We start from the raw sequence: 22,300 nt of genomic DNA on the forward strand, positions 1-22,300 counted from the left end.
AGGGCCGGGCAGGGCGCGGCCAAAGGCTGGTTGCGCGCGGGATGCGGGAAAGCCGCAACTTGACGGCACTACAGCGGGTTTTTACCACAATATGGACAAATTTGGACTACAGATGACGGAGGTGTTTCGTTGAAAACAGGCCGTTTTACTTTTTTCTTGTTTGTTAGGGCTTGTCCAATGAATGAAGCATCTATATAAGCTCGAATACGTTGCCTCTGCATAAGAATCAAATTTTTCTCGTCGCGCTTCCCAAGTAAGCTTGTGCTGCAAAGCGTCGATTGGTGAAGACCTTGGGTTTGTGCAGGAATGCGAACACGCGACAAATTTACGAGATGGGTGAGAAATGACTGACACGCCGGTAGATGCAAACCTGATCGACCTGACCGCTGAGATTGTTTCCGCTTATGTGAGCAATAATACCGTAGCGGCAACTGAGCTTCCGGGCCTGATCAACGAAGTTTACGGTGCATTGCAGCGCACGTCTGGCGCCCAGGTCGAGCCGGAGCCGGAGCCGCTCAAGCCGGCCGTTCCGGTCAAGAAGTCTGTGATGCCGGACTACATCATCTGTCTGGAAGACGGCAAGAAGTTCAAGTCGCTGAAGCGTCACCTGCGCACGCACTACGACATGACCCCGGAAGAGTACCGCGAGAAGTGGGACCTGCCGGCCGACTACCCGATGGTTGCTCCGAACTATGCTGCTGCACGTTCGGAACTGGCCAAGAAGATGGGCCTGGGTCAGCAGCGCAAGCGCGCCAAGTAACTGGCAGCCCTGCACTGCAGGCATGATTTTGAGACCGCTGCGGGAAACCGCAGCGGTCTTTTGCATTTGTGGCTGCAGTGCTTGGAGGCTCAGGCGCCGCACCGGCCGGAGCTCTTTCGGTGAAAACGACGGCGCTGAGAGGCTCTCTCTTGGCCTTGAAGTAAGTATGGCCGAAAAGCCGGTTCCCGCTTCTGTCCGAGTTGCCTGAGATGAGCTGCTGGCAGGACAAGCTCACCGGCGGCGGCATGAGTGGCGCAGGGGCCACAATATGCGGAAGGAAGCGCGCAGTCCGGCAAGGCGGTTGAGATCGCCTGTCCAGTGCGCTTGCCGGCACCTTGCCCGCTCTGCCCGCATGGCACGGACCAGGCTGAGCAGCAGGGTGGGAATGCCGATGCCGCGGTCATGGTGATCAGTCCCTCCCATTTCTGCCCCAAGCCCAAGACGCGCAAGACGCATCCAGAACAATCCGTCCGGCACTGTCGGTTTATGCATCCGGGCTCCCTTCACGCCTCCTGGAGCAAGCCAAGGCTTCGATGCTGACGCGTTCTGCCAAGGCTTTCGATGCTGACGCATCACGCCTTGAAATTGCTCAGGCGCCGAAGAGGCTCAGGCTCCGGTTTCCCGTCCGCAGCTGCAGACAGGAATTTATCCATCATCGCCGGACTGGCTGGCATGGGGAGAAATGGCGGATATCTGCGCTCCCTTAAAAGTTGCTAGGAAACTTATCCCTCACCCCGGATTGCTGACGTATTATGTAGGAATATAAGCCTAAAGGGGAAGCCCACGGGGAGATTGGTGATGGAGTGCGTAGCGAGGACTTCTATCCGGCAACAGCGTCAGGGTGGAGGCGGGGGACAGGCGGGAGAGGTGAGGAACAGAACCGTCTTGGCCCGGCTTCTGCTGATCGAGGGGTTGGTTGCGGAAGTTTATGGCATCAGCCCGCCGGAGCTGCTCAGTGAGGGCCGTGGCGTCCGGCTGATTGCCGATGCCCGGCAGCTGGTGATGTATCTGGCCCATGTCGCCCTTGGCCTCTCCTGCGCCGAAGTGGGGGACTACTACGGCCGAGACCGGTCCACGGTCGCCTACGCCTGCCGCAAGTGGGAGGACCGGCGCGATGATCCTCAGGTCGACGCCGTACTTTTCAAGATTGAACAACTGATTGCAGGTGGCATGACGGTCTATGGTCTTGCCCGCTGGGAGGGTTTCCGATGAGCAGAGCGCTGACAGAGGAAGGTCGCAAGGTTCTCAAGTTTCTGGCCGCGACAGGGGCTGTCATTGTGTCCGGCAGCGGTCAGGAAGACGCTCCGGTCCGGCTTGAGGGACGCCAGGAGACAGGCGGGAAGCGCCGGCAGATGATTGCGACAGTGCGGGTGCTGCACGAACTGAAGCATCTGGGCCTGACGCGTGAGGCGCCGGATGGCGCATTGAGGCTTTCGACTGAAGGCCGCCTGCATGTGCGCAGGATGTTGAGCGGGGGCAGGGACGGCTTTCAGCTGCAGCACCAGATCCGGGAGGCGCAGACGCTGCAAGCAGGGGCGGACGGCCCGATCCGGGTGACGGTCAATCTGGCGGAAAGCCCTCTTGCCTGGCTGGCGCGGAGAAAGGATGGCAAGGGCAAGGCGATGCTGACGGCAGCCCAGTTTGAGGCAGGTGAACGCCTGCGGGAAGACTATACATTTGCGGCGATGATGCCGAACCTGTCCGGCGGCTGGCGCACGGAAGCCGGAGCCGGGCGCCATACCGGCCGTGGCCCGGCCGGACCGGACATGAGCGACAATGTGATGGCGGCGCGCCTCCGGGTGGAGCGGGCTCTGGATGCCGTCGGCCGCGGGCTTGGCGGCGTGCTTGTGGATGTCTGCTGCCTGCTCAAGGGGCTGGAGACAGTCGAGCGGGAACGGGGCTGGCCGGTCCGCTCGGCAAAGGTGGTGCTGGGGATCGGCCTGTCCGCTCTGGCCTCGCACTACGGCATGGCGGAAGCGAGGAAAGCGCGCCGGAAATGCGATGGCCCGGCGGTCACGCCGCAGCCAGAGCCGAGGCCGCGTCGTCCTTGATGCGCTGGACCATGGACTTCAGGCCGTTGGAGCGCTGCGGTGTGAGGTGATCCTTGAGACCGATGCGGGCAAAAATCGCGTCCACATCGGTCGCAAGAATGTCTTTGGCTGAATGGCCCGAGAAGACGGCAAGCACGATGGCGACAAGACCCTGCACGATCAGGGCGTCGCTGTCGCCGAGGAACGTAAGAATGGCACTGCCATCCTCGCCATGCGTGATCTGGGTGACGAGCCAGACCTGGGACACGCAGCCGCGCACCTTGTTGTCTTCGGTGCGCTGGTCATCAGGAAAGGCGGGCAGGGCGCGGCCCAGTTCGATGACATATTTGTAGCGGTCTTCCCAGTCATCGATGAATTCAAAGTTCTCGAGGATTTCGTCAAGACTGGCGGTCATGTGCCGGGGTTCCGCTTTCTGGAGCACGTCAGGTGCGCAGATATAGACGTTGCGGCCCGGCAGGCAAGGGTGCCCGGCATGGCGGCAGGAAAAAAGACGCCGCAAGTGGAAGGGGCAGCAATCCACTTGCGGCGCGGCGGCATGGCCACCGAGTTTTTCCGTCTCTCCAGTCCGGCCCCGGGTCAGGACGGGGGACCGGTCCGGTCATGCGGGCGCAAACCACCGCGGTCCGGAATGACAGGCCCGGTGCCGCGGCAGGGTCGGTCAGACCCGGGGGACTGACCTGGGATTGGGCCGTGGCACCGGCCCAAAGGAGGCCTCCGGAACGGAGGAATTCTGCTGTGCAATCTCCGGCGCAGGCAGATGCCACGACGGGATGCTGAGTTCACCGCCGGATGTGCCATCCGGGGCTGGAATGGAGCCAGTGACGTCACCGGGGGCAGGGTGCGCTGCCAGCGCCGGATCGTTTGTTCCACTTCCTGCCTCTGCGCCGTCGAAATACTGGTAGACCAGCTTTGCGCCGTCGCGGGCATTGGCGCCGATGGCCGCAAGGGCCTCGCCACCGGTTTCACAGGCCTGCGGATTGCGGCCGCAGAAGCCTGTCAGATCACTTACGGTTGCCTGAGCGGCCATGAAAGCCGCCACAGGGTCGACGTTGAAGCCGCCTGCCTGCTCCTTGCCGGCGAAGAACGGCACCATCGCCAGCACCAAGACAAGCCAGAAGGCTTTCCTGACGAGGAAGAACATTGCGCTACCCTTCAGTTTTCCGGTTCCGCCAGTCTCCGTGCCATGGGCTGACGGTTTTGTTATGGCACGACATTAGCCGGTACATCCAAAAGCGGCGTTTCTCTCCGGGGGGTGATTTTCTTCAAAGAAAACAGAATGTTGAATATATATTTCGGCAAACTTGATTCAAATTTGAACGGGATTGAGCCAAGGGGCTGCGCGGAACTGGTGTTTTTTTGCCCGGGCTTTTGAGGAGTTTCGATCCGCCTTCAACGTTCCTTAAGTGATCCGGGCGAAAAATCGGGTAACGAGAAACTGGAGGTACCGGGCTTACCGGTCCCGTGGTGAGTGTGTTGCGTAGCGTATCCAGGTTCCTAACCATCTATGGCCAGCCCATAGCCCGTTTTGTCGAGGGACTGGTTCATCCATCCGTCGAAGGGGATGAGCTGCGCGCGCCGCGCCACAAGACCTTTATCACGGCCAATCTGGTGACAGGCTCGGCCGCTCTGCTTCTGTTTCCGTTGCATCTCGCTGTCGCCGGGCCGGCCTCGCTGCCCTTGACGCTGATTCTCGGCTGGGCTCTGGCTCAGTGGCCGCTGGCACTGTTCCTGTCGCGCACAGGCAATCTGACGGTGGCACAGGCCGCCTCTGCGGCAGTCTTTGCGCTGTTCATTGGCGGCATTGCGGCCATAACGGGCGGTATTGCGTCCTTTGCCCTGATCTGGCTGATCCTGGCGCCCGTTGAGGCGGCCTTGACCGCCGACCGGCGCGCGATTCTCTACGTGACAGCGCTCTGCATAGTCGAAGTGGGACTGCTGGCTCTGCTGGGAGCCGTTGCACCCGTCTATGCCCTGGCCGGCAGCCCGGAAGCGGCGCTGGCCGTCTCCTCTGGCGGTGCTCTCGCCTATGCCATGATGATGGGCGTCAAGCTTGCGCGCGAACAGCAGCGCGGCGAGGGCCTGTTCCGCCATCTGGAAAGCCGCCTGAAGATGGTCAATGACGAGGCCAGCGGCATGGTTGCATTGCTGGGCGAAGGCGGTGACGTGATTTCCATCGGCGGATCCTGCGAGGCATTGCTTGGCGCCAGCGCACGGCAGGTGCAGCGGGAAGGGCTGTTCCAGCGGCTGCATGTGGCAGACCGGCCGGCCTTCCTGAAGATGGTGTCGGATGTGGAGCGCGACCGCTGCTCCATGAGCCTTGAGGTGCGGCTGCGGCAGGGCCGGAACCGTCCGGGTGAGGCGGGAATGGCCGATTACCGCAGCGTTCTGATCGAATGCCGCCCGGCTTCGCGTGCCGATGCAAGAGACAGGTCCGGCCGCGTGCTCGCGGTGCTGCGGGAAGCGGCGGGCCACAGCAATGCAGGATCTGCCGAAGAGAATGTGTCGCGGACAGTTGCTGAAGCCGGGCATGAATTGCGTGCGCCGCTGACCGCGATTGCCGGTTTTTCCGAGGTGTTGCGGGAACGGCCAGACAGCCTGAGTGATGCTGCCCGCAGGCGCGAATATGCCGACCTGATCCATGCGTCCAGCACCCATCTGCTGGACGTGGTGGACGGGATGATATCCGGGCAGCACAAGCCGGCCGTTCCTCTCAAGCCCGGCAGCCGGGCTGAGGCGGATCTGGTTGCCTGCCTGCAGGACTGTGTGCGGGTGGCAGCGGATGAGGCGCGGCTGCGCAATGCTGCGCTGGTTAGTGAAATCGATCCGGCGCTGGGAAGTTTTCCGGCGGACGAGGTAGCTTGCCGCCAGATCGTGATCAATCTGCTGTCCAATGCCGTGAAGTCGGCACAAGCGGGAGGGCGGGTCGAGCTTCTGGCCCGGCATCTCGGCAATGGCGCGGAATTCCGCGTGACGGCGACGGGGATGCTGCCGGATGCAGGCGCGGCCTCGCGGCGCGGGCAGCCGGAGCCGCTGCCGGGCGCTGAAATCGGTCTTGCCCTGGTGAGAGGCCTTGCCGAGCTGCATGGCGGCAGCTTCCGTGTTGATGCGACACGGGGCAACGGGACAAGCATGACGGTTCTTCTGCCGCCCTCTGCGGCAGGGGCAAAAACAAATTCACCGCGCAAGGCAGGTCAGCTGCCGGTGCGAACGGTGGCCTGAGGCCGGAAAGCGGAGAGCGGACTGGAGCGCATGGCACGCAAGCGAGTTGACCCTGAACCGCCGCCCCGTGAGGGGCTGGTTGCCCGCATGGGCACGGCTGCGATGGACAATCCCGTCGCGGCCGGTGGTTCCATCGTCATGGCGCTGACCGGGTGCCTGATCATTGCCAATGCGGTTGGACTTCAGCCAGGCCGTCATCCGGCGCCGCTGGTCGTGACGCGTGAGCGGCACAGCGAAGTGGTGCCCCAGGAAAACCGTGTGGTGATGCCGCAGGCGGTTTCGACGCTGGTTCTGGACGTACAGACCGAATTGCGCCGCATCGGCCTGTATGAGGGGCTGCTGGACGGCATGGTGGGCCCTGCGACGGAACGGTCCATCCGCCGCTACGAGATCCTGACCGGTTTGCCGGAAAGCGGCGAGGTGAACAGCGCCCTGCTTGCCCGTCTGCTGATGGAGACCGAAGGGTTGGTGGAGCGGGCCGCTGCCAGCAGCAGCAGCAGCGGCGGCGGGGCGGTGCCCTTGCCGAGACCCTCACCTTTCGCCAGCCCGGCACATCGCAACAGCGCAGCTGCGGCGAGCCCGGCACCGGCTGCGGCTGCTCCTCAGCCTCCGGCAACGATTGCGGCTCTTGTCGAACAGTCGCAGCCGGTGCGCCATGTGCCGCTTCCCACCGCAACAGGCACAGTGCCTGTGCCCCCCCAGGAGGTGGGCAGAGGGACACAGGTTGCGGAGAATGGCGGTGGGCAGCTTGCCAAGGTGCAGCGGCTTCTCTCGGAACTTGGCTATGGCCCCTTGCGGGCAGACGGCATGATGAGCGACAACACCGCCAACGCGATTCAGCGCTTCGAGCTGGACCGGGGGCTTGCCATCACCGGACAGGTGTCGCCCTCGCTCATTCGTGAGCTCGAAGAATTCACAGGGATTCCGTTCGAGGGATAACCGGGCCTGCCTTGCGGGCTGGCCCGCAGGAAGGAAATGCGCATGCCGCGGCTTACATCCAGATTTTTCGTCAGCGCGCTGGTGCGGCAGGTCTTCACGGCCGGTAGCTTTGCCGCGACCACCCGCAAGGGCGCGGAGGAAGCCGGGGTTGTTTTCGTGCTGGTGGACCGGATGGACGGTACGGTCGACCTCTACGGTCCTGCGCCGCAGGCCTTCATGGATACGGCGGCCGATGACAGGGCTTTCGAACTGCTGATCTCCCAAGGCACGCGCGAAGACGCACGGGCGCGGCTTGAGAGCGAAAAGCGGATGGACCCGGATTTCTGGGTCGTCGAAATCGAGAGCAAGGGCGGGACGGATCTGTTGCAGGTGGTGGATACGGGCGCCTGATCGCAAGGCTGGGGGGAGAGAGTCAGACGCCCGCCGCCGTCACGCCACGGCTCTTGCCGGACGGAAGCTGACCTTCGTGAACATCACCAGATTGCCAAGACCGGTCAGCGCCAGCCCGGCGATGGCTTCGGGCGTCCACTGATAGCCTTCAAACAGGCTGGAGGCGGCAAGGGCGATGACCGGAAACAGCACCGTGGCATAGCCTGCCTTGGCCGAGCCGATGCGTGCGACAAGCATCAGATAGGCCGTGAAACCTGCCACAGAGCCGAAGACGGCAAGGTATCCGGCGGCGAGCCAGTAGGCCGAAGAGGGCGGGGTCACCAGGGTGTTGCCGGTGGCGTAGATGATCGCCAGCAAGGCAATGGCGCCAAAGCTCATGCCCCAGGCATTGGCCGTGGCTGGGGGAACGCCTTCTGCCGTGTTGCGCCGCGAGGCCATGTTGCCGAGCGAAAAGAAGCAGGTGCCGAGCGCCGCCCAGCCGATGCCTTTCAGCACGGAAATGTCGAAGTCGACCGTCAGGTCGTGCCAGAACAGCAGCAGCAGCCCGCAGGCCCCGAGGGCTGCGGCAACCAGGGTGCGCGGCGTGATCCTGTCGCCGAAGAAGATCCGCGCATTCACCGCGTTGAAGAGCGAGGCCAGCGAGAAGATCACCGAAACGAGGCCGGAAGGGATGAGCGTTGTGGCCGTGTAAAGCGCGATGAAGTTGCAGCAGAACAGGCAAAGCGCCTGCGCGAACACAAAACGCCAGACACGGGGGCGGCGCAGGCGGCCCATGAGCGCCAGCCCCGCGACCATGACAAGGGCGGCCAGCGCAAAGCGGTGGAAGATGGAGACGAAGACCGGGACGGGCGCGGCCTCAATCTGGAAGGCAATGGCGATCCAGGTGGTGCCCCAGAGCAGGACGGTGGAAGCGAAAAGCAGAATGTTGGTCATGGGCAGGCTCCTTGCCTGCCGGTGTTACGCTGTCTCTTGAATGCAAGGCTTGCACGATCTTGCGGTATTCTCCGTCCAGCCTCTGCCTTGCAGGCCGTCAATGATGTAGAAAGTGGTCATGCGTCCGACCGTTCACGACTTTCTCAGCCAGTCTGCCACCGCCTTTGCGGCCGCCCATCTCGGCATGGGGGCTGAACGCTCTGTGACGATCTGGGAAAATCATGACGACGAAGTGTCCTATGAGACGCCGGAGCGGCATACGTTCAGCCTCTATCTTCAGGGTGGAACGGGCACATCACGGCTCGACAAGGGCGCCTTGCCCGGCTGGCAGGGGGCAGTCTGCGTGATGCCGGAGGGGGAGGCATCGGACTGGAAGATCACCGAGCCTTTCCGCTTCGTGCATCTCTATGTCAGCGACAAGGCGTTGCGTGCGGCCTTCGCCGAGGTGCATGACTGCGACGCGCGGCGGCTGGACCTGAGGGATGAAACCTTTGTGGCGGCGCCTTCCATCGCTGTGCCGTTGTTCCAGATGGCCGAGGCGGCCATGGCCGGAGATGCTCTCAAGGCGGATGAGGCCTTTGCCGTGATGGTGGCGCATCTCACGCGTGGTGCACCGTTGCTCAAAGGCGGGCTCAGCCCGCATCAACTGCGGCGGGTGGATGACTGGGTGCGGGCCCATATGGACGGCGTGATCCATCTGGAGGACCTTGCCGCGCTGACGGGCCTTTCCGTGTTTCATTTCCACCGCATGTTCAAGCTGGCGCGCGGCATGGCGCCCAGCGAATGGGTGATGATGCAGCGGATCAATCTGGCCAGGCAATTGCTGAGGGCAGGGGAAACGGCGGCAGGAGTTTCGGCTGCCTGCGGCTTTGCCAACCAGAGCCACATGACGCGGGCCTTCCGCAAGCAGACGGGAATGACGCCCGGCCGCTATGGCGAGCTGACTGCTGGCCGGTGAAGCAGGGGTGGTGAAGCAGGGGTGGTGAAGCAGGGGCGCTGACCCCTCTGCCCCGGTCAGACGCTGGTGATACGGCGGGTCGAAGGAACGGCGCGCGGTGCGGGCCTGTGGGTTGGCAGCGGGCGTTCGCCGGGGCGGGCAATGTCCTGCGGCCGCTGGCCGGCGCGGGCACCTCCGGCCTGCTGCAGGCGGGCAGCTGCGGCCTGCTGAAGCTCTCCGTCGATGATTTCGCCCCTGTGACGCCAGCTTGATAGCAGGCAATCGGCCGCATCAAGGGACATGTTCTCGAACAGGTGTTGAAGCTTGCGCAGGCGTGCAAGATCCAGTGTGACGCCGCCAAGGCGCACCAGCATTGCGGTTGCGCTCTCGCTGTCAAAGCCGAGTACCTTCAGGCAGACCGTCAGGGCTTCGCCCTGTTCGTCTGCGGCCAGATGCAGGGCAAGTCCGGCATCGAGCCCCAGTGCATAGGCAATACCTTCCGCAAAGGCCTCGTGGCCACCGGACAGGGCAGTCTCGCGCAGCCGCTGCAGCAGGGCGGGCTTGAAAGCCGGACGGGGCGGGCGATTGCCGCCCTGCCGGGTCAGGTTGCCAAGGGCGCGCAGCTCTGCAGCGCCAATGGCCAGCAGACGGTTTGCATGATCCAGAAACGGGAAGTTGGCGAGCAGAAGCGGCGTTGGCAGCAGGGCGCGGGCGGCCAGATCCGGCCCGATCACGGCCATGACATCGGAGCGTTCGCTGAGCGCTGCGAGGATTTCGGGACGGTTTGCAAGATCAATGCGGGGCAGAAGCTGCTGAAGCGATTGGGCATCCGCAGTTCGGGCGAGCACGGTCTGGGCGGCAAGGACGAGATCTTCACGGCGGATCAAGGCCCGGCGCAGGCTCTCCGGTCCGCGCTCGGCAATGAGAAGCTGCGCCTGTGTGCTGATCATGGCCGCATGCAGAACAATCGGATAGGCGACGAGCGCGTCTTCATCACGGGCGAGAAGATCCAGAAACTCGGCCGGAATATCGCTGGCGCGGGCGGCGAGGCAGGCGATGCGGCGGCGGTCTGCCACATCGGTTCCTTCGTAGAGATTGATGGCCAGCTCGCCAAAGGCGCGGATCTCCTGCCGGTCGTGCCGTTCGCGGGCCACAAACAGCTCGGTGGCCGCCAGTAGCAAGCGTTCGCGCCGGGTGAGATCCGGAGTGCCGCTCAGGAAGTTGGGACCGCGACCAGGCGGAACTGATGACATGATACGCGCCGCTACAGCCAGATACTCAATACAAGGACGGACAGGCTACCCCCAGTCCAGTGGCTAAAATTAGACATAAACCGTTAGCGGCCTGTTAACCCTGCAGGGGCGTTACTCTGAAAACCAGCATAAGTGTCCACAGTCCTGAAACAGCCCGCGCCTTTTGCCGGAGCTGCTGCCGAAGGAGGAAGCGATGGGATACGTGCTTGATTTCCGCATGGCACCAAGGCGGCCGCAGCGCAAAGCAGCGGGCGGGCAGGGGCCTGTTTCACAGGAAGACGTGGTCGTTCTGTTCCCCGGAGCGCGTATCGAGCGGGAAGCGCTTGATCTTGCCGCCCGAATCGGGACCATCGGAACACCAGCCGGACAGGCTGCGCCCGAGGCGGAGTGACGCGCAAGGCGTGCCTGCCGCACCCATGGCCAGGGAACGCCAGCATGACCACTACCAGGGCAAACAGTGCCCGGCCGGCCTGTGTTGCGATCCGGCCCATCCGGACGAAGCGCGGCCCCTCGCGTTCTGCCGTTTTGCCGCTGCTGTGCTGTGCTGTGCTGGTTGCAGGATGCAGCCGGCCGACGGGAGATTTCGGCAGGGCGGAGCCCTCCGTCATACATGACACGATCATGCCTGAAGCAGGCAAGCTGGCGGCGCGGGTGCGCGGTGAGCCGGTGTCGGAGTTTATTCTCACGGACGATGAAAAGCTGCTGCGGGATCTTGGCTGGGGGCTGATCCGGCCGCCCTGGGCGAAGGACTGGATCGGTGGCACCAAGGTGGAACTGGCCCGCACGCGAGTGCTGCCGGAAAAAGAGGGCAAGGTTCCGGTGACACTCTATTCGGTGTTCCTCGGATCCGAAAAGTTCAACTCCAGCGAGGCGCGGTTTGACCGGATTGCCGCGGATGCCCGCGGCGACACCAAGCTGGTGCCGCCGTTCTGCGAGGTGGCAGCGCGCGTGGAGGCCGCCGACCGGGAGAGGCTGGCTGCGGTGTCGCGCCGGGATATCCTGACGCAGGATACCTTCGAAGGGGCTAATGCCCGCGTCTGGGAGAACCGGGCCTATATCGGCTGGGTGGCACAGGCGCTGCGCTTCCGCATCCAGGCCTATCAGACGGCAACAGACCATTTCGAGATCGAGACCCCGTCCGGATCCCGGCTTTGGGACACGAACCGGGCGATCAAGGAACTGGAAGACGTGGTGCGTCTGACGGAAAAAGGCTGTGCGGCGGAAAACCGGTTCGATACCCCAGACGATCTGAAGCGGTCGCGTATCTATAACAACTGGGGGCTGGAGCGTCCGCCAGTTCAGAAGTGATGCCAAGGCTTTCGATGCTTAGACGCATCGCGTCTTGAATTTGCTCAGGCCCGGTGCGTCTCAGGCTGGTTTATGTATCCGGCGTGAAGATATCCGCACATCTGGCGGCACCCAGTTCATCCGCAAGGACGGGGTCTGCGGCGGCATCCGGCACGAAGGCGCGCAGGAGAGCGAAGCCCTCGTTCTGATCGGTCTCGATGACGATCATCTCATCCAGGTTTTCCGGCGGGTTCTCACGCAGGATCGACAGCTGGCTTGATGTCAGGACCAGCATGGCGAGGGCGCCTGAGCCGGAGGTGCGGTTGTTGAGGCTGTAGACCACCTCTCCACGCCCGTTGAACAGCGCCATGGACCAGAAGGGCGAGTCCACGTTGGCCGCAAGTGTCAGGGGACCATCCTCCAGGCGGAACCAGCAGACGGCATGGCGCATGGCCGGGTCCAGCATGGGGGCGAGTTCTTCCCCGCCGGTAATGGGGGGGAGGACATGGAAAATGCGGTCCGGGCCGAGGTGACGCAACTCGGCAAATGCCTTGGCGCGCACGTGGCCGGGAACAGTCAGAACCACGAAGATATGAATGATGCCGCCGATCAGCAGCATCGCGAGCAGCCAGAGCGAGAACCGGGGCAGAGCGGCCCGGACGTGTCCGGATGCACGGCTCAAGAGACGGGGCAACCGCATAGATCCGGTGATGGCGCGGCTCATGGGCAGGAGACCTCGCTGATCGCGGGCATGGTCAGGCCTGCAAGGGAGGAGCCCGTGGTGATGGGCGCATCATAGAGGCGCAGAATGAAGGAAAGGCCCTCGCCTTTGCCTGTCGGCAGCCAGTTTCCGGGGGCAGGGCGGGCGGAGGCGGTGATGTCGAAGGATCCGTCCGGTTTGCGCAGGATCTGGTTGCTGTCGAGATAGAGCCGTTCCATCGGTACCGGGACGAGACGGGCCTCTCCATCAGCGGAGGTCAGTGTCCACAGGCGTGCGGATGGGGTCAGGCCCGAAATCAGATAGGTGCAGCCGGGGCGGAGCGGGCGTCCGGCGGAGGTTTCCCTGGCGATGAAGGCCACACCCTCGCCGGAGGCAAGCGGTATACGGCCCAGCCGTGCAAAGATGGCTGCGGAATAGGGATCGGCCTCCGGTGTTCCGGCCAGCGGATGAGCACCCCAGACACCGATGCGCACGCTCTGGAAAAGATCCTCACGGCTGAGGGCCAGATAAGCAGAGCCGACGCCAATGATGAGCGCACCGGCAAACAGCAGCGTGATGGTGAAGGCCCGCCACAGCGGATGCGGCTTGCGGCGCGACAGGACGGCGGGTGTTTCCACCTGTTTCCAGTCGAGTTCCGGGCCTGAGTCAAAGCGGGCGTTCATGGCTGGGCTGCCCCGCTGCTGTCCATGCCGGCCGCGCTGGCCGTCTGGCCAATGGCCGCGAGTGCGTCGCCGATCTGCGTGATGACCGCCAGCGAGCGGCTGTTGAGAATACGGGGCTGGCTGCCGGTGCTGGCCACTTCCGGTCTTGCAGCCAGCTGCTTGGCAGGCTTGACCTTGGCCGCATCAACGCCGGGAATGGGCTGGATTTCAATGCCCTCATGCGCATAGGCCATGAAACGCTGCCAGATCATGGCCGGAAGCGTGCCGCCGGTGACATTGTTCGTGCCGGTGAAATCATCATTGCCTACCCAGACGGCGGCGGTGAAGTTGCCGGTATAGCCCACGAACCACGCATCTCGGTAGGCCGAGGTGGTGCCGGTCTTGCCTGCTGCCACGACCCCGTCCAGCAGGGCGCGCCTGCCGGTGCCGCGCTCCACCACGTTGACGAGAATGTCGTTCATCTCGAAGACCTTTTCCTCCGGCAGGATACGCTGGGGCTCAGGCTCGTTTTGGGCGCGGTCATAGATGACAGTGCCGCTGGAGCTGCGAACCTCCAGAATGGTGTAGGGCGTTGCCTTGTAGCCGCCATTGGCGAAGACGGAATAGCCTGCGGCCATGTCGATGACCGAGACATCCGAAGAGCCGAGCGCCAGAGAGGTGGAGTTCTGCAGTTCGTGACTGATACCCATGAGATAGGACATCTCGATGATCTTCGGACGGCCAAGGGCAATGGACAGGCGGACGGGGATCGTGTTGATCGAGCGGGTGAGGGCTTCTTTCAAGGTGATTGCACCGGCATAGCCGCGCGAGTAATTGCGCGGGCTCCAGTTGCCGATGGAAACGGGGGCATCCGGAACGATGCTGTCCTTCGAATAGCCGTTCATGAAGGCCGTCATGTAGACGAAGGGCTTGAAGGCCGATCCTGGCTGACGCAGCGCGTCAACGGCCCGGTTGAACTGGCTGGCACCATAATCGCGGCCGCCGACCATGGCGCGCACCGCGCCATCCGGCACCAGGGCGACGATGGCCGCTTCGCGGGCACGCCGCTCTTCCGAGAACTGACGCATGATGGCATCGATGGACTGCTCGGCTTCCCGCTGAAGGGCGGGGTCGAGTGTGGTCCGGACGGTCACGATACGGTCGCGGGCGAGGGCGGGATAGCGGCGGGCGAGACGCTTGACCTCGTTGAAGGCCCAGTCGAGATAGAAATCGGGGGCCTGCTCACGGGAGCGGTCGACTGCAACGGCCGGATTGCGCCGCGCACCGATGACCTGGCCTTCCGTCATGAAGCCGGCCTGCACCATGTTGCTCAGCACCTCGTTGGCGCGGGCACGGGCGGCGGGAAGGTTGATATGCGGGGCGTATTTCGAGGGGGCCTTGTAAAGGCCTGACAGCATGGCGGCCTCAGCCAGCGTCAGTTCCCGGACATTCTTGCGGAAATAGAATTCAGACGCCGCCGTGACGCCGAAAACGCCGCCGCCCATATAGGCGCGGTCCAGATAGAGTTTCAGGATCTCGCGCTTGGAGAGGTTCGCTTCCAGCCAGAGGGCGAGGAAAGCTTCCTTGATCTTGCGCTCCAGCGTGCGCTCGTTGGAGAGGAAGAGGTTCTTGGCCAGCTGCTGGGTGAGAGATGAACCGCCCTGCACAACGGTGCGGGCGCGCAGGTTCTCCACCATGGCGCGGGCGGTGCCCAATACGTCGATGCCGAAATGCTCGAAGAACCGGCGGTCTTCCGTCGCCAGCGTTGCCTTGATCAGGATATCGGGAAGTTCGTCGAGGGGCACGGTGTCGTTGAGCACAATGCCGCGCCGGCCGACTTCCTTGCCGAAACGGTCGAGGAAGGTGACGGCGAAGTCATCCGTCGTGCGCCAGTCCGCCACACGCGTTGCCTCAAAGGCGGGCTGGGCAAAGGTGAGCAGGATGATGAAGCCGAGAAGGCCGAAGGTGAAGCCATCCGAGCCAAGCTCTGCCAGCCCACGCCAAAGGCCGCGGGCCCGGAAGCGGCGCAGGAACCGGGAATAAGCATCCCAGCCGTCCGTGATGGCCTGCCAGCTGCGCCACAGGGCCGTATCCAGCCAGGCGTCAATTGACATGAGCAGGGCCGGCAGCGACCGGCGCGGACGGGTGGCAAACGGCTGGCGGGGTTTTTCTTCAGGAGGTAATGGGACGGAATGGACTTCAGCCTCGGGCGGCGCGTGAGTTTCAGCGCTCACCGCATCCGGCTGGCCAGCCTCCGTCACTGCAGCCTCAGAAGGGCTGTCCATATCCGGTTTGCTGCCGTTCTCCGGCGGGCTTCCGTTGCCGTTGTGTTGGTCCGACGTCACCGCAAGCTACCTGTGCCCTGCAGATGGTGATAAGGAAACTATCGAGTGACATACCCTGTCCCGCAAGGGAAGCCGAAAGCGAACATGAAATCAATGACCGAAGCGGAAAACCCGGGAAATGCGCCCTTCTGGAAGACAAAAACTCTGGAGGAGATGACGCAGACCGAATGGGAATCGCTGTGCGACGGCTGTGCCCGCTGCTGCCTGAACAAGCTGGAGGATTGGGACACGGGGGCAATCGTGTGGACGGATGTGGCCTGCGAGCTGCTGGATGGCACCACGTGCCGTTGCCGCGACTATGCGAACCGGACCGATACCGTGCCTGATTGCATCCAGCTGACGCCGGCTGAAGTGCGGACGCTGACATGGCTGCCGCCAACCTGTGCCTACCGCCTGGTGCGGGACGGGGAGGATCTGGCCTGGTGGCATCCGCTGATCTCGGGCTCGCCGGAGACGGTGCATCTGGCAGGCATCTCCGTATCCGGCCGCACGGTGACGGAAGCGGGGATCGAGATCGAGGACTACGAGAACCATGTGGTCAGCTGGCCGGAGGAATGGCCGGAAGAGGCACTTGAAAGGCCCGCGCAGAAGGCCTGAAACGTGCCGCCGGACAGCACCTTGCGGGTGCCGTCCGGCGGGTTTTGGTCACAGATGAGAGCTGGCGAAGGCGGCGAGCGCCTGTATTTCGCCCTGGCGCAGTTCGTGGCCGCCATCGTGCCACACCAGTTCCACATCCGCTGTCTGGCCCGTGAACCAGTCCGCCAGCGACTGGGTGAGAGGCGCGGGGCAGATCGGGTCACGCCGCCCGGCGGTGATCAGGACCGGCAGGCCGGGGAGGCCCGCATTCTCCTTCGGTGTGAAGGGAATGAGCGGATGCAGCAGCGCAATGGCGCTGAAGAGTTCCGGCCGCTGGAACGCAACGCTCGCCAGAATGTTGGCGCCGTTGGAATAGCCATAGGCGAAGACCTTTGATGGGGCGAGACGCGCCGTCTGGTCCGCGATGAAGGCTGCCATCCGGTCCGTGCGGGCCGCAAGGTCCGCCATGTCATAGACGCCTTCGCCGGTGCGGCGGAAGAAGCGCAGGGCGCCGCCTTCCGAGACATCGCCTCTGGGGTTGAGGAGCGCGGCCTGCGGAAAAATCTCTGCCGAAAGCCCCGCAAACTGGTGCTCATCCCCGCCCGTGCCATGAAAGGCGAGGACGAGGGGAGCTGGCGCCCCGCCGGGGGCAGGGCGCTCGTATGTGGTGTAGGGTGCTGTGGTCATATCTACCAAGTCTTTCGATGCTGACGCATCAGGCCTTGAACAGGCTCAGACGCCGCTCGGGCTTGATTCTTTCCCGGTGAGACGTGCCCACCGGGAAAGAATTTCAGCCTTCCAGTGAAACCAACTGCTTTTCCAGATAAGGGCGCAGGTGGGCATGCTGGGTGGGAAGCTTGAGTGCTTCGCCCAGATGGGCCGTGTCCTCATCCCGGTTGAAGCCCGGTTCATTGGTGGCAATCTCGAACAGCACGCCGCCGGGCGTGCGGAAATAGATCGCGTAGAAGTAGTCGCGGTCGATCACCGGGGTGACCTGATAGCCCGTGTCCATGAGGGCCTTGCGGACCTCAAGCTGGGCGGCCCGGTCCTCCACCGCGAAGGCGATGTGGTGGACGGAACCGGCACCGGAGACGGCCGGGGCAATCGAGGGCATGGTTTCCACATCGATGACATGGGCGCCATTGCCGCCGGGCACCGCGAAACGCTTCACGCCATCTGCGGAGTCTGCCAGTTCATAGCCCATGAAGCCGAGCAGTTCCGCCGTTGCACCATCATCGCGGAGGCGCAGGCTGGTGGAGTGGAAGCCGCGGATGGCCGCATCTTCCGGGACGCCGCCCGCCGTCCAGGGCGCGCGGGCGTCTCCGTCCACTTCAACAAGCGCGAAGGCATCGTTGTCGGGGCCGAAGAAATGCAGGCGCTTCTGGCCGAAAGCCGTGTCTTCGACAAGTCCGGCCGCCCCGGCGCCGGCAAGCCGCGTCTGCCAGAAGCCGAGAGAGTCTTTCGGGACGGAGAAGAGCGTGGTGCCGACTTCCCCCGTGCCCGGGCGGCCCTGACGGGCACCTGGGAAGGGGAAGTAGGTCATCACCGTGCCGGCGGAACCGGTCTCGTCACCATAGTAGAGATGATAGACATCGGGCGCATCGAAGTTGACCGTCTTCTTCACGCGGCGCAGGCCGAGCACGCGGGTGAAGAACGCATTGTTCGCCACAGCATCGTCAGCAATCGACGTGACATGGTGCAGGCCTTTGATCTGCGTGATCATTTCCTATCTCCTGATCTGGCGCGGCGGGGCCGCGCCTTCGTTCTGGAGTGAACATAGGTGGTGAACAGCGATCTGATTAGCCGGTCCAGACTTCGACTGATGTTCAGTATATGTGAACAGTTGCTGTGAGCCAGCCTTACTTTGTGAAAGTCAGGTCAACAGTTCCCACGATGATACCGTATTTCATGACGGTGGCCGTATTGCGGACCGTGCGGGGGCCGGTCTGGGTGAGCGTGTCATAGAAACGCAGAGCGACACTGCCGTCCTTCAAGGGCACTTCGACCGGATAGGTGAAGACGATGCTATCGCCCTGATAGCCGATGTTGACCGGGGTCAGAACATCGGAGCGCTGGCCGATGTAGCGGTCTTCTGCGACTTTCTGGAAAAACCAGATCTTGGTGTCCTTCTCGCCATCGTCATAGACGAAGTCCTCGCGCAGGCGGAGGGTGAAGGTCCTGGGATCCCATGTGCCGGTGAGCTTGACGGTGAATTCGCGACGCACGCCGGCGATCCTGCTTTCGAAAACTCCGTGGGCGGTGGTGGTGCCGCGGAAGTAGTCTTCAAGGACGAGCCGTTGACTTGCGCTTGCAAAATTCGTCCATGATATTGTCGAAATTATCAGGGCGAAAATCACTAGAAAAAATGACTTTAACTTCCTGGTTAAAAATAACTCAACCCTGAATTTCATTCGCAGTTCTCCTTCTCAGGGTTTACGTACGCGCGGGATTTGGCTTTGGATCTCTGATTTGCATTCTTTTTTTTAAGTTTACGTAGTTGTGCTGAGAGGGTTGTATTTGCCGTTCAGGAGTTCGTTAAGTTTTTAGTGGGATTTTTGAACGGCTACCCGCATGCAGCCGTTCTGCGTCTCGTGGGTTATGAGGCCGCTTTCTGAGGTGCTTTCGATGCTTATGCATATGTCGCTTTCCAAATCCAAACTCGACGCAATCGGGCGCTCGCAAGCCATTATCGAGTTTGACACTGAAGGGCGGATCGTTACGGCAAACCAGAATTTTCTGGATGTCTTAGGATATACGCTGGCTGAGATCACCGGGAAGCACCACAGCATGTTCGTTCCTGCTGAGGAGGTGAACACGCCCGCCTACAAGGAGTTCTGGCGGGATCTGGCGGCTGGCAAATGGTCGTCGCGGGAGTTCCGGCGCATTGCCAAGGGCGGCCGCGATGTGTGGATCCAGGCATCCTACAACCCGATCATCGGGCGTGGAGGCAGGGTGACCGGTGTCATCAAGGTGGCTGCTGATATAACGGCCGCCAAGCGTAATGCACTCGAAACCGCCAGCAAACTATCGGCCATCAACCGCTCGAACGCTATTATTGAATTTGAGCCGGATGGCACGATCGTCGAGGCCAACGAGAACTTCCTGAAAACGGTCGGCTACCGCCTGGACGAGATCAAGGGGCGCCATCACAGCATGTTCATGCCTCCGGAAGGGGTGAAGAGTGCAGACTACCGGGCATTCTGGGAAAATCTGCGCCAGGGAAAGTTCCAGGCTGGCGATTTCCACCGCCTTGGCAAGGGGGGGCGTGGATGTCTACATCGCCGCCAGCTACAATCCTGTTTTCGATGAAGCCGGGCGTGTTGTGAAGGTGATCAAGTTCGCCGTTGACCGGACTGAATCGGTGCGCCAGCGAATGGCGCGCGAGGAGATTCAGAGGCAGATCGTCGCCGAGCTGGCGAATATCGCCGGTGAAGTGGATATCGCCAATGAACAGATCCGTGAGGTTTCGGCTGCGTCCACAAACACATCCGACAATGTTCAGACGGTTGCTGCAGCCTCCGAGGAACTGGTGGCTTCGATTGCCGAAATCAGCCGGCAGGTGAATCAGGCCAGCGGAATTTCTGCGCAGGCGGCCGAAGAGGCTGCCCAGTCCCGCCAGATCATGGAAGGGCTGAATGCCAATTCGCAGAAAATCGGCGAGGTTCTGGAACTGATCGAGGCGATTGCCGGTCAGACCAACCTCTTGGCCCTCAACGCCACCATTGAAGCGGCGCGCGCCGGTGAAGCAGGCAAGGGCTTTGCGGTGGTGGCGTCGGAAGTGAAGAACCTCGCGTCCCAGACCAGCAAGGCGACGGAGGACATTGCGGCACAGATTGCCTCGGTGCAAAGCTCAGCGGACCGCGCCGGGGAGGCAATTGGTTCCATCCTGGCGACGATCGAGAGCATCCGGACCATTTCGTCCACGATCGCAGCGGCCGTGGAAGAGCAGACGGCCGTGACACGGGATATTTCGCACAACATGCAGGCGGCCTCCACGGGAGTGCAGTCGATCACATCCAGCATGGGCGATATCAGCAACTCCTCGGAGCGTATTGCGCAGGCGACGTCTGAAGTGCGGGAAATGTCGCGCCGGATTGCCTGAGGCGCAGAGATTTGAAACCGGCCCGAATCTGGGCCGGTTTTTTCTTGCAATGGAATAGGAAAATAATCCTTGACACCCGCACGCTGTTTGGGTAGGGTTTTGTCATGATCCGAAAAGTGCGGCTGCGGCGCACAATTGGTTCTGGCGGCAGTTTAGGCTGACATGGACCGGTGAGGGATAGAATTCGGATGACGATTTTGGCGGGCGCCAGCGAGGGCTGGTTGGCCCGCTTTTTGTTTGAGCTGGAATGAGCCTGGGCAGGCTGCGGCCTGCACCGGCTTATGAGACTGGTGCAGGCGGTTTGCCTGTGAGCGCTGCAGGCGCGTTTTGAACACTCCGGAGACGACGGGATGACAGGGGATGCAGCGGTGGAAGGGCCGGGCAGGGACGGGACACGTGTGCCTGCAGCGCGCAAGGGCACGCGCAGCCGCAAGGCGGCGGCTTCTCCAGCTGAGGCAGTCGGGGAAGAGCTGAAAGTTGAGGCGGTGCCCAAGGCACCGGTACGGCGCAGGCGGACGGCGAAGGGCGCGGCGGAGACTGTGGTGCCTTCGCTGGATGCGGCGGCTTTTGCGGCGGCGGGGCCGGAAGCGCGGGGCGTGATGGTGGTCCGGCTCTACCGGGCCTTCGAAGCGCAGGTGGCGCAGCTGGAAGAGCGGCTGGCGGGGCTGGCCAAGGGCGAGCTGAAGCTGACCGAGATGGATCAGGGGGCCAAGACACTGGCGAGCCTGGCCCGCACGCTCGACACGCTGCTGGAATTGCACAGGGACCAGAGCGGGGAGGCGGATGAGACAGGCGATCCCGAACAGATGCGCGAGGAACTTGCGCGCCGCCTTGGCAGCCTGCCGGACGGCGGGGCGGATCGGCACGGTGCTGGACAGCCTGACCCCGGCGGAGATGGCGTTTCTGCTGCATGACTGGCCGACCTTCGCCCATGAGCACCAGCTGCCGCCCGAAGGGGACTGGGGCATCTGGCTGATGATGGGCGGGCGCGGTGCGGGCAAGACGCGGGCCGGGGCCGAATGGGTGCGGGCGATGGCGCTGGGGCACCGCTGGTGCGCGCCGCACGGCCCGGCTGGCCGGATTGCGCTGGTGGGGGAAACCTATGGCGACGTGCGGGAGGTGATGATCGAGGGCGTCTCGGGCCTGCTCGCCATTCACCCCAAGGCGGAGCGGCCGCAGTGGAATGCCAGCCGCAGGCGGCTGGAGTGGCCGAATGGCTCCATTGCACAGGCCTTTTCCTCGGAAGACCCGGAGGCCCTGCGCGGGCCGCAATTTGACATCGCCTGGGCCGATGAACTGGCCAAGTGGCGCCACGGCGAGGAGACTTTCGACATGCTGCAATTCGGATTGAGACTGGGGCTGCGGCCCCGGCAGCTGGTGACGACGACACCGCGCGCGGTGCCGCTGCTGAAGCGCATCATGGAGATGCCGACAACGGTGCTGAGCCGGGCGGGGACGCGGGACAATGCGCTGTTTCTGGCGCCGGGATTTCTGGAGCAGGTGGTGGCCCGTTATGCGGGCACGCGGCTGGGGCGACAGGAGCTGGACGGTGAGCTGATCGAGGACCGGCCCGGTGCGCTGTGGCGGCGGGACCTGCTGGAGGCCTGCCGGGTGAGCCGGGCGCCGGAAAGTTTCACCCGCATCGTCATAGCCATCGATCCGCCTGCCAGTGCGACCAAGCGGTCGGACGCCTGCGGGCTGGTGGTGGCGGGGATTACGGATGCCGGGCAGGCCTATGTGCTGGGGGATCACAGCATGGCACAGGCGCGCCCCTCTGACTGGGCGGCGAAGGCGGTGGCTCTGTGGCATCACCATGAGGCGGACTGCCTTGTGGCGGAGGTGAACCAGGGCGGTGACATGGTGCGGGAGGTGATCCATGCGGCTGATCCCACGGTGCCGGTGAAGTCTGTCCGCGCGAGCCGGGGCAAGTTTGCGCGGGCCGAGCCGGTAGCGCTTTTCTACGAGCAGGGGCGGGTGCACCACGTTGGCACCATGCCGGAGCTGGAAGACGAGATGGCCGACTTTGGGTCTTCGGGTCTTTCCAGCGGGCGTTCGCCGGACCGGATGGATGCGCTGGTCTGGGCGCTGACGGAGTTGCTGATGAGCGGGCGGGCAGAGCCGCGCCTGCGCCAGCTTTGATCCTCCG

Annotated in this window: 24 protein-coding genes; 14 read left to right on the plus strand and 10 right to left on the minus strand. The window is 63.2% G+C overall.

Going from position 1 to position 22,300, the window contains the following annotated elements; translation table 11 throughout:
- Positions 1–343 precede the first annotated feature (343 nt).
- The 3 genes from AC0CMF_RS09355 to AC0CMF_RS09365 all read left to right on the plus strand — a co-directional run bounded on the left by AC0CMF_RS09355 (position 344) and on the right by AC0CMF_RS09365 (position 2,811).
- Positions 344–760 (plus strand): Ros/MucR family transcriptional regulator, encoded by a 417-nt coding sequence (locus tag AC0CMF_RS09355; RefSeq protein WP_050471100.1) that lies wholly within the window; start codon positions 344–346, stop codon positions 758–760.
- Between the two features lie 885 nt (positions 761–1,645).
- Entirely contained in the window at positions 1,646–1,972 is a 327-nt protein-coding gene (locus AC0CMF_RS09360) for a helix-turn-helix domain-containing protein (RefSeq protein ID WP_050471101.1), read from the plus strand.
- Entirely contained in the window at positions 1,969–2,811 is an 843-nt protein-coding gene (locus AC0CMF_RS09365; protein ID WP_374628641.1) for a DUF6456 domain-containing protein, read from the plus strand. Before AC0CMF_RS09360 ends, AC0CMF_RS09365 begins: the two co-directional genes overlap by 4 nt.
- Here the strand turns inward: AC0CMF_RS09365 and AC0CMF_RS09370 are convergent.
- Together AC0CMF_RS09370 and AC0CMF_RS09375 are read right to left on the minus strand one after the other, a co-directional pair.
- Positions 2,774–3,205, minus strand: a complete 432-nt coding sequence (locus tag AC0CMF_RS09370) for a SufE family protein (protein WP_050471103.1) — start codon at positions 3,203–3,205, stop codon at positions 2,774–2,776. The genes AC0CMF_RS09365 and AC0CMF_RS09370 overlap by 38 nt on opposite strands.
- A 264-nt stretch (positions 3,206–3,469) precedes the next feature.
- Positions 3,470–3,952, minus strand: coding sequence for a DUF5330 domain-containing protein (locus tag AC0CMF_RS09375; protein WP_058900372.1), 483 nt, complete (start codon positions 3,950–3,952; stop codon positions 3,470–3,472).
- Positions 3,953–4,284: 332 nt separating this feature from the next.
- Between AC0CMF_RS09375 and AC0CMF_RS09380 the strand changes: the two genes are divergently transcribed.
- The 3 genes from AC0CMF_RS09380 to AC0CMF_RS09390 are packed head-to-tail and all read left to right on the plus strand — an operon-like array spanning position 4,285 to position 7,359.
- A complete protein-coding gene (locus tag AC0CMF_RS09380) occupies positions 4,285–6,030 on the plus strand; it encodes a sensor histidine kinase (RefSeq protein ID WP_374628642.1) in 1,746 nt (581 codons plus the stop codon).
- 30 nt (positions 6,031–6,060) lie between these two features.
- Positions 6,061–6,969 carry a peptidoglycan-binding domain-containing protein gene (locus tag AC0CMF_RS09385; RefSeq protein ID WP_374628643.1) on the plus strand — a complete coding sequence of 303 codons (909 nt, stop codon included), beginning with the start codon at positions 6,061–6,063 and terminating at the stop codon, positions 6,967–6,969.
- A gap of 42 nt (positions 6,970–7,011) precedes the next feature.
- Positions 7,012–7,359: a DUF1491 family protein gene (locus tag AC0CMF_RS09390; RefSeq protein ID WP_208997463.1), complete on the plus strand. Its 348-nt coding sequence runs from the start codon at positions 7,012–7,014 to the stop codon at positions 7,357–7,359.
- A 39-nt stretch (positions 7,360–7,398) separates the two neighbouring features.
- On the opposite strand, the gene AC0CMF_RS09395 is transcribed toward AC0CMF_RS09390, so the two are convergent.
- Positions 7,399–8,292, minus strand: a complete 894-nt coding sequence (locus AC0CMF_RS09395) for a DMT family transporter (protein WP_374628644.1) — start codon at positions 8,290–8,292, stop codon at positions 7,399–7,401.
- A 118-nt stretch (positions 8,293–8,410) separates the two neighbouring features.
- Here AC0CMF_RS09395 and AC0CMF_RS09400 point away from each other — a divergent pair, with 118 nt between their 5' ends.
- A complete protein-coding gene (locus AC0CMF_RS09400; protein ID WP_374628645.1) occupies positions 8,411–9,250 on the plus strand; it encodes a helix-turn-helix transcriptional regulator in 840 nt (279 codons plus the stop codon).
- Positions 9,251–9,306: 56 nt separating this feature from the next.
- Here AC0CMF_RS09400 and AC0CMF_RS09405 read toward each other — a convergent pair whose 3' ends face one another.
- Positions 9,307–10,482, minus strand: a complete 1,176-nt coding sequence (locus AC0CMF_RS09405) for a hypothetical protein (RefSeq protein WP_374628646.1) — start codon at positions 10,480–10,482, stop codon at positions 9,307–9,309.
- Positions 10,483–10,675: 193 nt separating this feature from the next.
- Between AC0CMF_RS09405 and AC0CMF_RS09410 the strand changes: the two genes are divergently transcribed.
- Both AC0CMF_RS09410 and AC0CMF_RS09415 read left to right on the plus strand, forming a co-directional pair.
- A complete protein-coding gene (locus AC0CMF_RS09410) occupies positions 10,676–10,873 on the plus strand; it encodes a hypothetical protein (RefSeq protein WP_082205770.1) in 198 nt (65 codons plus the stop codon).
- A 230-nt stretch (positions 10,874–11,103) separates the two neighbouring features.
- Positions 11,104–11,790: a hypothetical protein gene (locus AC0CMF_RS09415; RefSeq protein ID WP_208975833.1), complete on the plus strand. Its 687-nt coding sequence runs from the start codon at positions 11,104–11,106 to the stop codon at positions 11,788–11,790.
- 70 nt (positions 11,791–11,860) lie between these two features.
- Here AC0CMF_RS09415 and AC0CMF_RS09420 read toward each other — a convergent pair whose 3' ends face one another.
- From AC0CMF_RS09420 to AC0CMF_RS09430, 3 genes are read right to left on the minus strand one after another with little or no spacing between them, the layout of a single operon-like run.
- On the minus strand, positions 11,861–12,451 hold the full coding sequence (locus tag AC0CMF_RS09420) for a DUF1254 domain-containing protein (protein ID WP_208977360.1): 591 nt from the start codon (positions 12,449–12,451) through the stop codon (positions 11,861–11,863).
- A 38-nt stretch (positions 12,452–12,489) separates the two neighbouring features.
- A complete protein-coding gene (locus tag AC0CMF_RS09425) occupies positions 12,490–13,152 on the minus strand; it encodes a DUF1214 domain-containing protein (protein WP_374628648.1) in 663 nt (220 codons plus the stop codon).
- Positions 13,149–15,245 carry a transglycosylase domain-containing protein gene (locus AC0CMF_RS09430; RefSeq protein WP_247647846.1) on the minus strand — a complete coding sequence of 699 codons (2,097 nt, stop codon included), beginning with the start codon at positions 15,243–15,245 and terminating at the stop codon, positions 13,149–13,151. The genes AC0CMF_RS09425 and AC0CMF_RS09430 overlap by 4 nt, the downstream gene beginning before the upstream one ends.
- 324 nt (positions 15,246–15,569) lie before the next feature.
- Between AC0CMF_RS09430 and AC0CMF_RS09435 the strand changes: the two genes are divergently transcribed.
- Positions 15,570–16,073 carry a YcgN family cysteine cluster protein gene (locus AC0CMF_RS09435; protein WP_058900364.1) on the plus strand — a complete coding sequence of 168 codons (504 nt, stop codon included), beginning with the start codon at positions 15,570–15,572 and terminating at the stop codon, positions 16,071–16,073.
- 48 nt (positions 16,074–16,121) lie between these two features.
- On the opposite strand, the gene AC0CMF_RS09440 is transcribed toward AC0CMF_RS09435, so the two are convergent.
- From AC0CMF_RS09440 to AC0CMF_RS09450, 3 genes are all read right to left on the minus strand, one after another.
- Positions 16,122–16,739: an alpha/beta hydrolase gene (locus AC0CMF_RS09440; RefSeq protein WP_374628649.1), complete on the minus strand. Its 618-nt coding sequence runs from the start codon at positions 16,737–16,739 to the stop codon at positions 16,122–16,124.
- 103 nt (positions 16,740–16,842) lie between these two features.
- Positions 16,843–17,775, minus strand: a complete 933-nt coding sequence (locus tag AC0CMF_RS09445; protein WP_122519650.1) for a VOC family protein — start codon at positions 17,773–17,775, stop codon at positions 16,843–16,845.
- A 136-nt stretch (positions 17,776–17,911) separates the two neighbouring features.
- Entirely contained in the window at positions 17,912–18,463 is a 552-nt protein-coding gene (locus AC0CMF_RS09450) for a DUF3833 family protein (protein WP_374628651.1), read from the minus strand.
- Between the two features lie 214 nt (positions 18,464–18,677).
- Between AC0CMF_RS09450 and AC0CMF_RS09455 the strand changes: the two genes are divergently transcribed.
- From AC0CMF_RS09455 to AC0CMF_RS09470, 4 genes are all read left to right on the plus strand, one after another.
- A complete protein-coding gene (locus AC0CMF_RS09455; protein WP_374628652.1) occupies positions 18,678–19,361 on the plus strand; it encodes a PAS domain-containing protein in 684 nt (227 codons plus the stop codon).
- Complete coding sequence (locus AC0CMF_RS09460) at positions 19,318–20,154, plus strand: methyl-accepting chemotaxis protein (RefSeq protein WP_374628653.1); 837 nt, start codon at positions 19,318–19,320, stop codon at positions 20,152–20,154. Before AC0CMF_RS09455 ends, AC0CMF_RS09460 begins: the two co-directional genes overlap by 44 nt.
- A 350-nt stretch (positions 20,155–20,504) precedes the next feature.
- Entirely contained in the window at positions 20,505–21,068 is a 564-nt protein-coding gene (locus AC0CMF_RS09465) for a hypothetical protein (RefSeq protein WP_122519651.1), read from the plus strand.
- Complete coding sequence (locus AC0CMF_RS09470; protein ID WP_122521159.1) at positions 21,049–22,293, plus strand: DNA-packaging protein; 1,245 nt, start codon at positions 21,049–21,051, stop codon at positions 22,291–22,293. The genes AC0CMF_RS09465 and AC0CMF_RS09470 overlap by 20 nt, the downstream gene beginning before the upstream one ends.
- Positions 22,294–22,300 lie beyond the last annotated feature (7 nt).

It is taken from the genome of Pannonibacter sp. CBAS1226 (assembly GCF_055685825.1).

Bases quoted from the DNA above. Each gene is read 5' to 3' on its own strand.
- AC0CMF_RS09375 (WP_058900372.1), bottom strand. From the start codon at position 3,952: ATGTTCTTCCTCGTCAGGAAAGCCTTCTGGCTTGTCTTGGTGCTGGCG.
- AC0CMF_RS09430 (WP_247647846.1), bottom strand. From the start codon at position 15,245: ATGTCAATTGACGCCTGGCTGGATACGGCCCTGTGGCGCAGCTGGCAG.
- AC0CMF_RS09450 (WP_374628651.1), bottom strand. From the start codon at position 18,463: ATGAAATTCAGGGTTGAGTTATTTTTAACCAGGAAGTTAAAGTCATTT.
- AC0CMF_RS09385 (WP_374628643.1), top strand. From the start codon at position 6,061: ATGGCACGCAAGCGAGTTGACCCTGAACCGCCGCCCCGTGAGGGGCTG.
- AC0CMF_RS09445 (WP_122519650.1), bottom strand. From the start codon at position 17,775: ATGATCACGCAGATCAAAGGCCTGCACCATGTCACGTCGATTGCTGAC.
- AC0CMF_RS09425 (WP_374628648.1), bottom strand. From the start codon at position 13,152: ATGAACGCCCGCTTTGACTCAGGCCCGGAACTCGACTGGAAACAGGTG.
- AC0CMF_RS09435 (WP_058900364.1), top strand. From the start codon at position 15,570: ATGACCGAAGCGGAAAACCCGGGAAATGCGCCCTTCTGGAAGACAAAA.
- AC0CMF_RS09410 (WP_082205770.1), top strand. From the start codon at position 10,676: ATGGGATACGTGCTTGATTTCCGCATGGCACCAAGGCGGCCGCAGCGC.
- AC0CMF_RS09465 (WP_122519651.1), top strand. From the start codon at position 20,505: ATGACAGGGGATGCAGCGGTGGAAGGGCCGGGCAGGGACGGGACACGT.
- AC0CMF_RS09470 (WP_122521159.1), top strand. From the start codon at position 21,049: ATGGCGTTTCTGCTGCATGACTGGCCGACCTTCGCCCATGAGCACCAG.
- AC0CMF_RS09415 (WP_208975833.1), top strand. From the start codon at position 11,104: ATGCCTGAAGCAGGCAAGCTGGCGGCGCGGGTGCGCGGTGAGCCGGTG.
- AC0CMF_RS09365 (WP_374628641.1), top strand. From the start codon at position 1,969: ATGAGCAGAGCGCTGACAGAGGAAGGTCGCAAGGTTCTCAAGTTTCTG.
- AC0CMF_RS09370 (WP_050471103.1), bottom strand. From the start codon at position 3,205: ATGACCGCCAGTCTTGACGAAATCCTCGAGAACTTTGAATTCATCGAT.
- AC0CMF_RS09405 (WP_374628646.1), bottom strand. From the start codon at position 10,482: ATGTCATCAGTTCCGCCTGGTCGCGGTCCCAACTTCCTGAGCGGCACT.
- AC0CMF_RS09355 (WP_050471100.1), top strand. From the start codon at position 344: ATGACTGACACGCCGGTAGATGCAAACCTGATCGACCTGACCGCTGAG.
- AC0CMF_RS09400 (WP_374628645.1), top strand. From the start codon at position 8,411: ATGCGTCCGACCGTTCACGACTTTCTCAGCCAGTCTGCCACCGCCTTT.
- AC0CMF_RS09390 (WP_208997463.1), top strand. From the start codon at position 7,012: ATGCCGCGGCTTACATCCAGATTTTTCGTCAGCGCGCTGGTGCGGCAG.
- AC0CMF_RS09455 (WP_374628652.1), top strand. From the start codon at position 18,678: ATGCTTATGCATATGTCGCTTTCCAAATCCAAACTCGACGCAATCGGG.
- AC0CMF_RS09440 (WP_374628649.1), bottom strand. From the start codon at position 16,739: ATGACCACAGCACCCTACACCACATACGAGCGCCCTGCCCCCGGCGGG.
- AC0CMF_RS09395 (WP_374628644.1), bottom strand. From the start codon at position 8,292: ATGACCAACATTCTGCTTTTCGCTTCCACCGTCCTGCTCTGGGGCACC.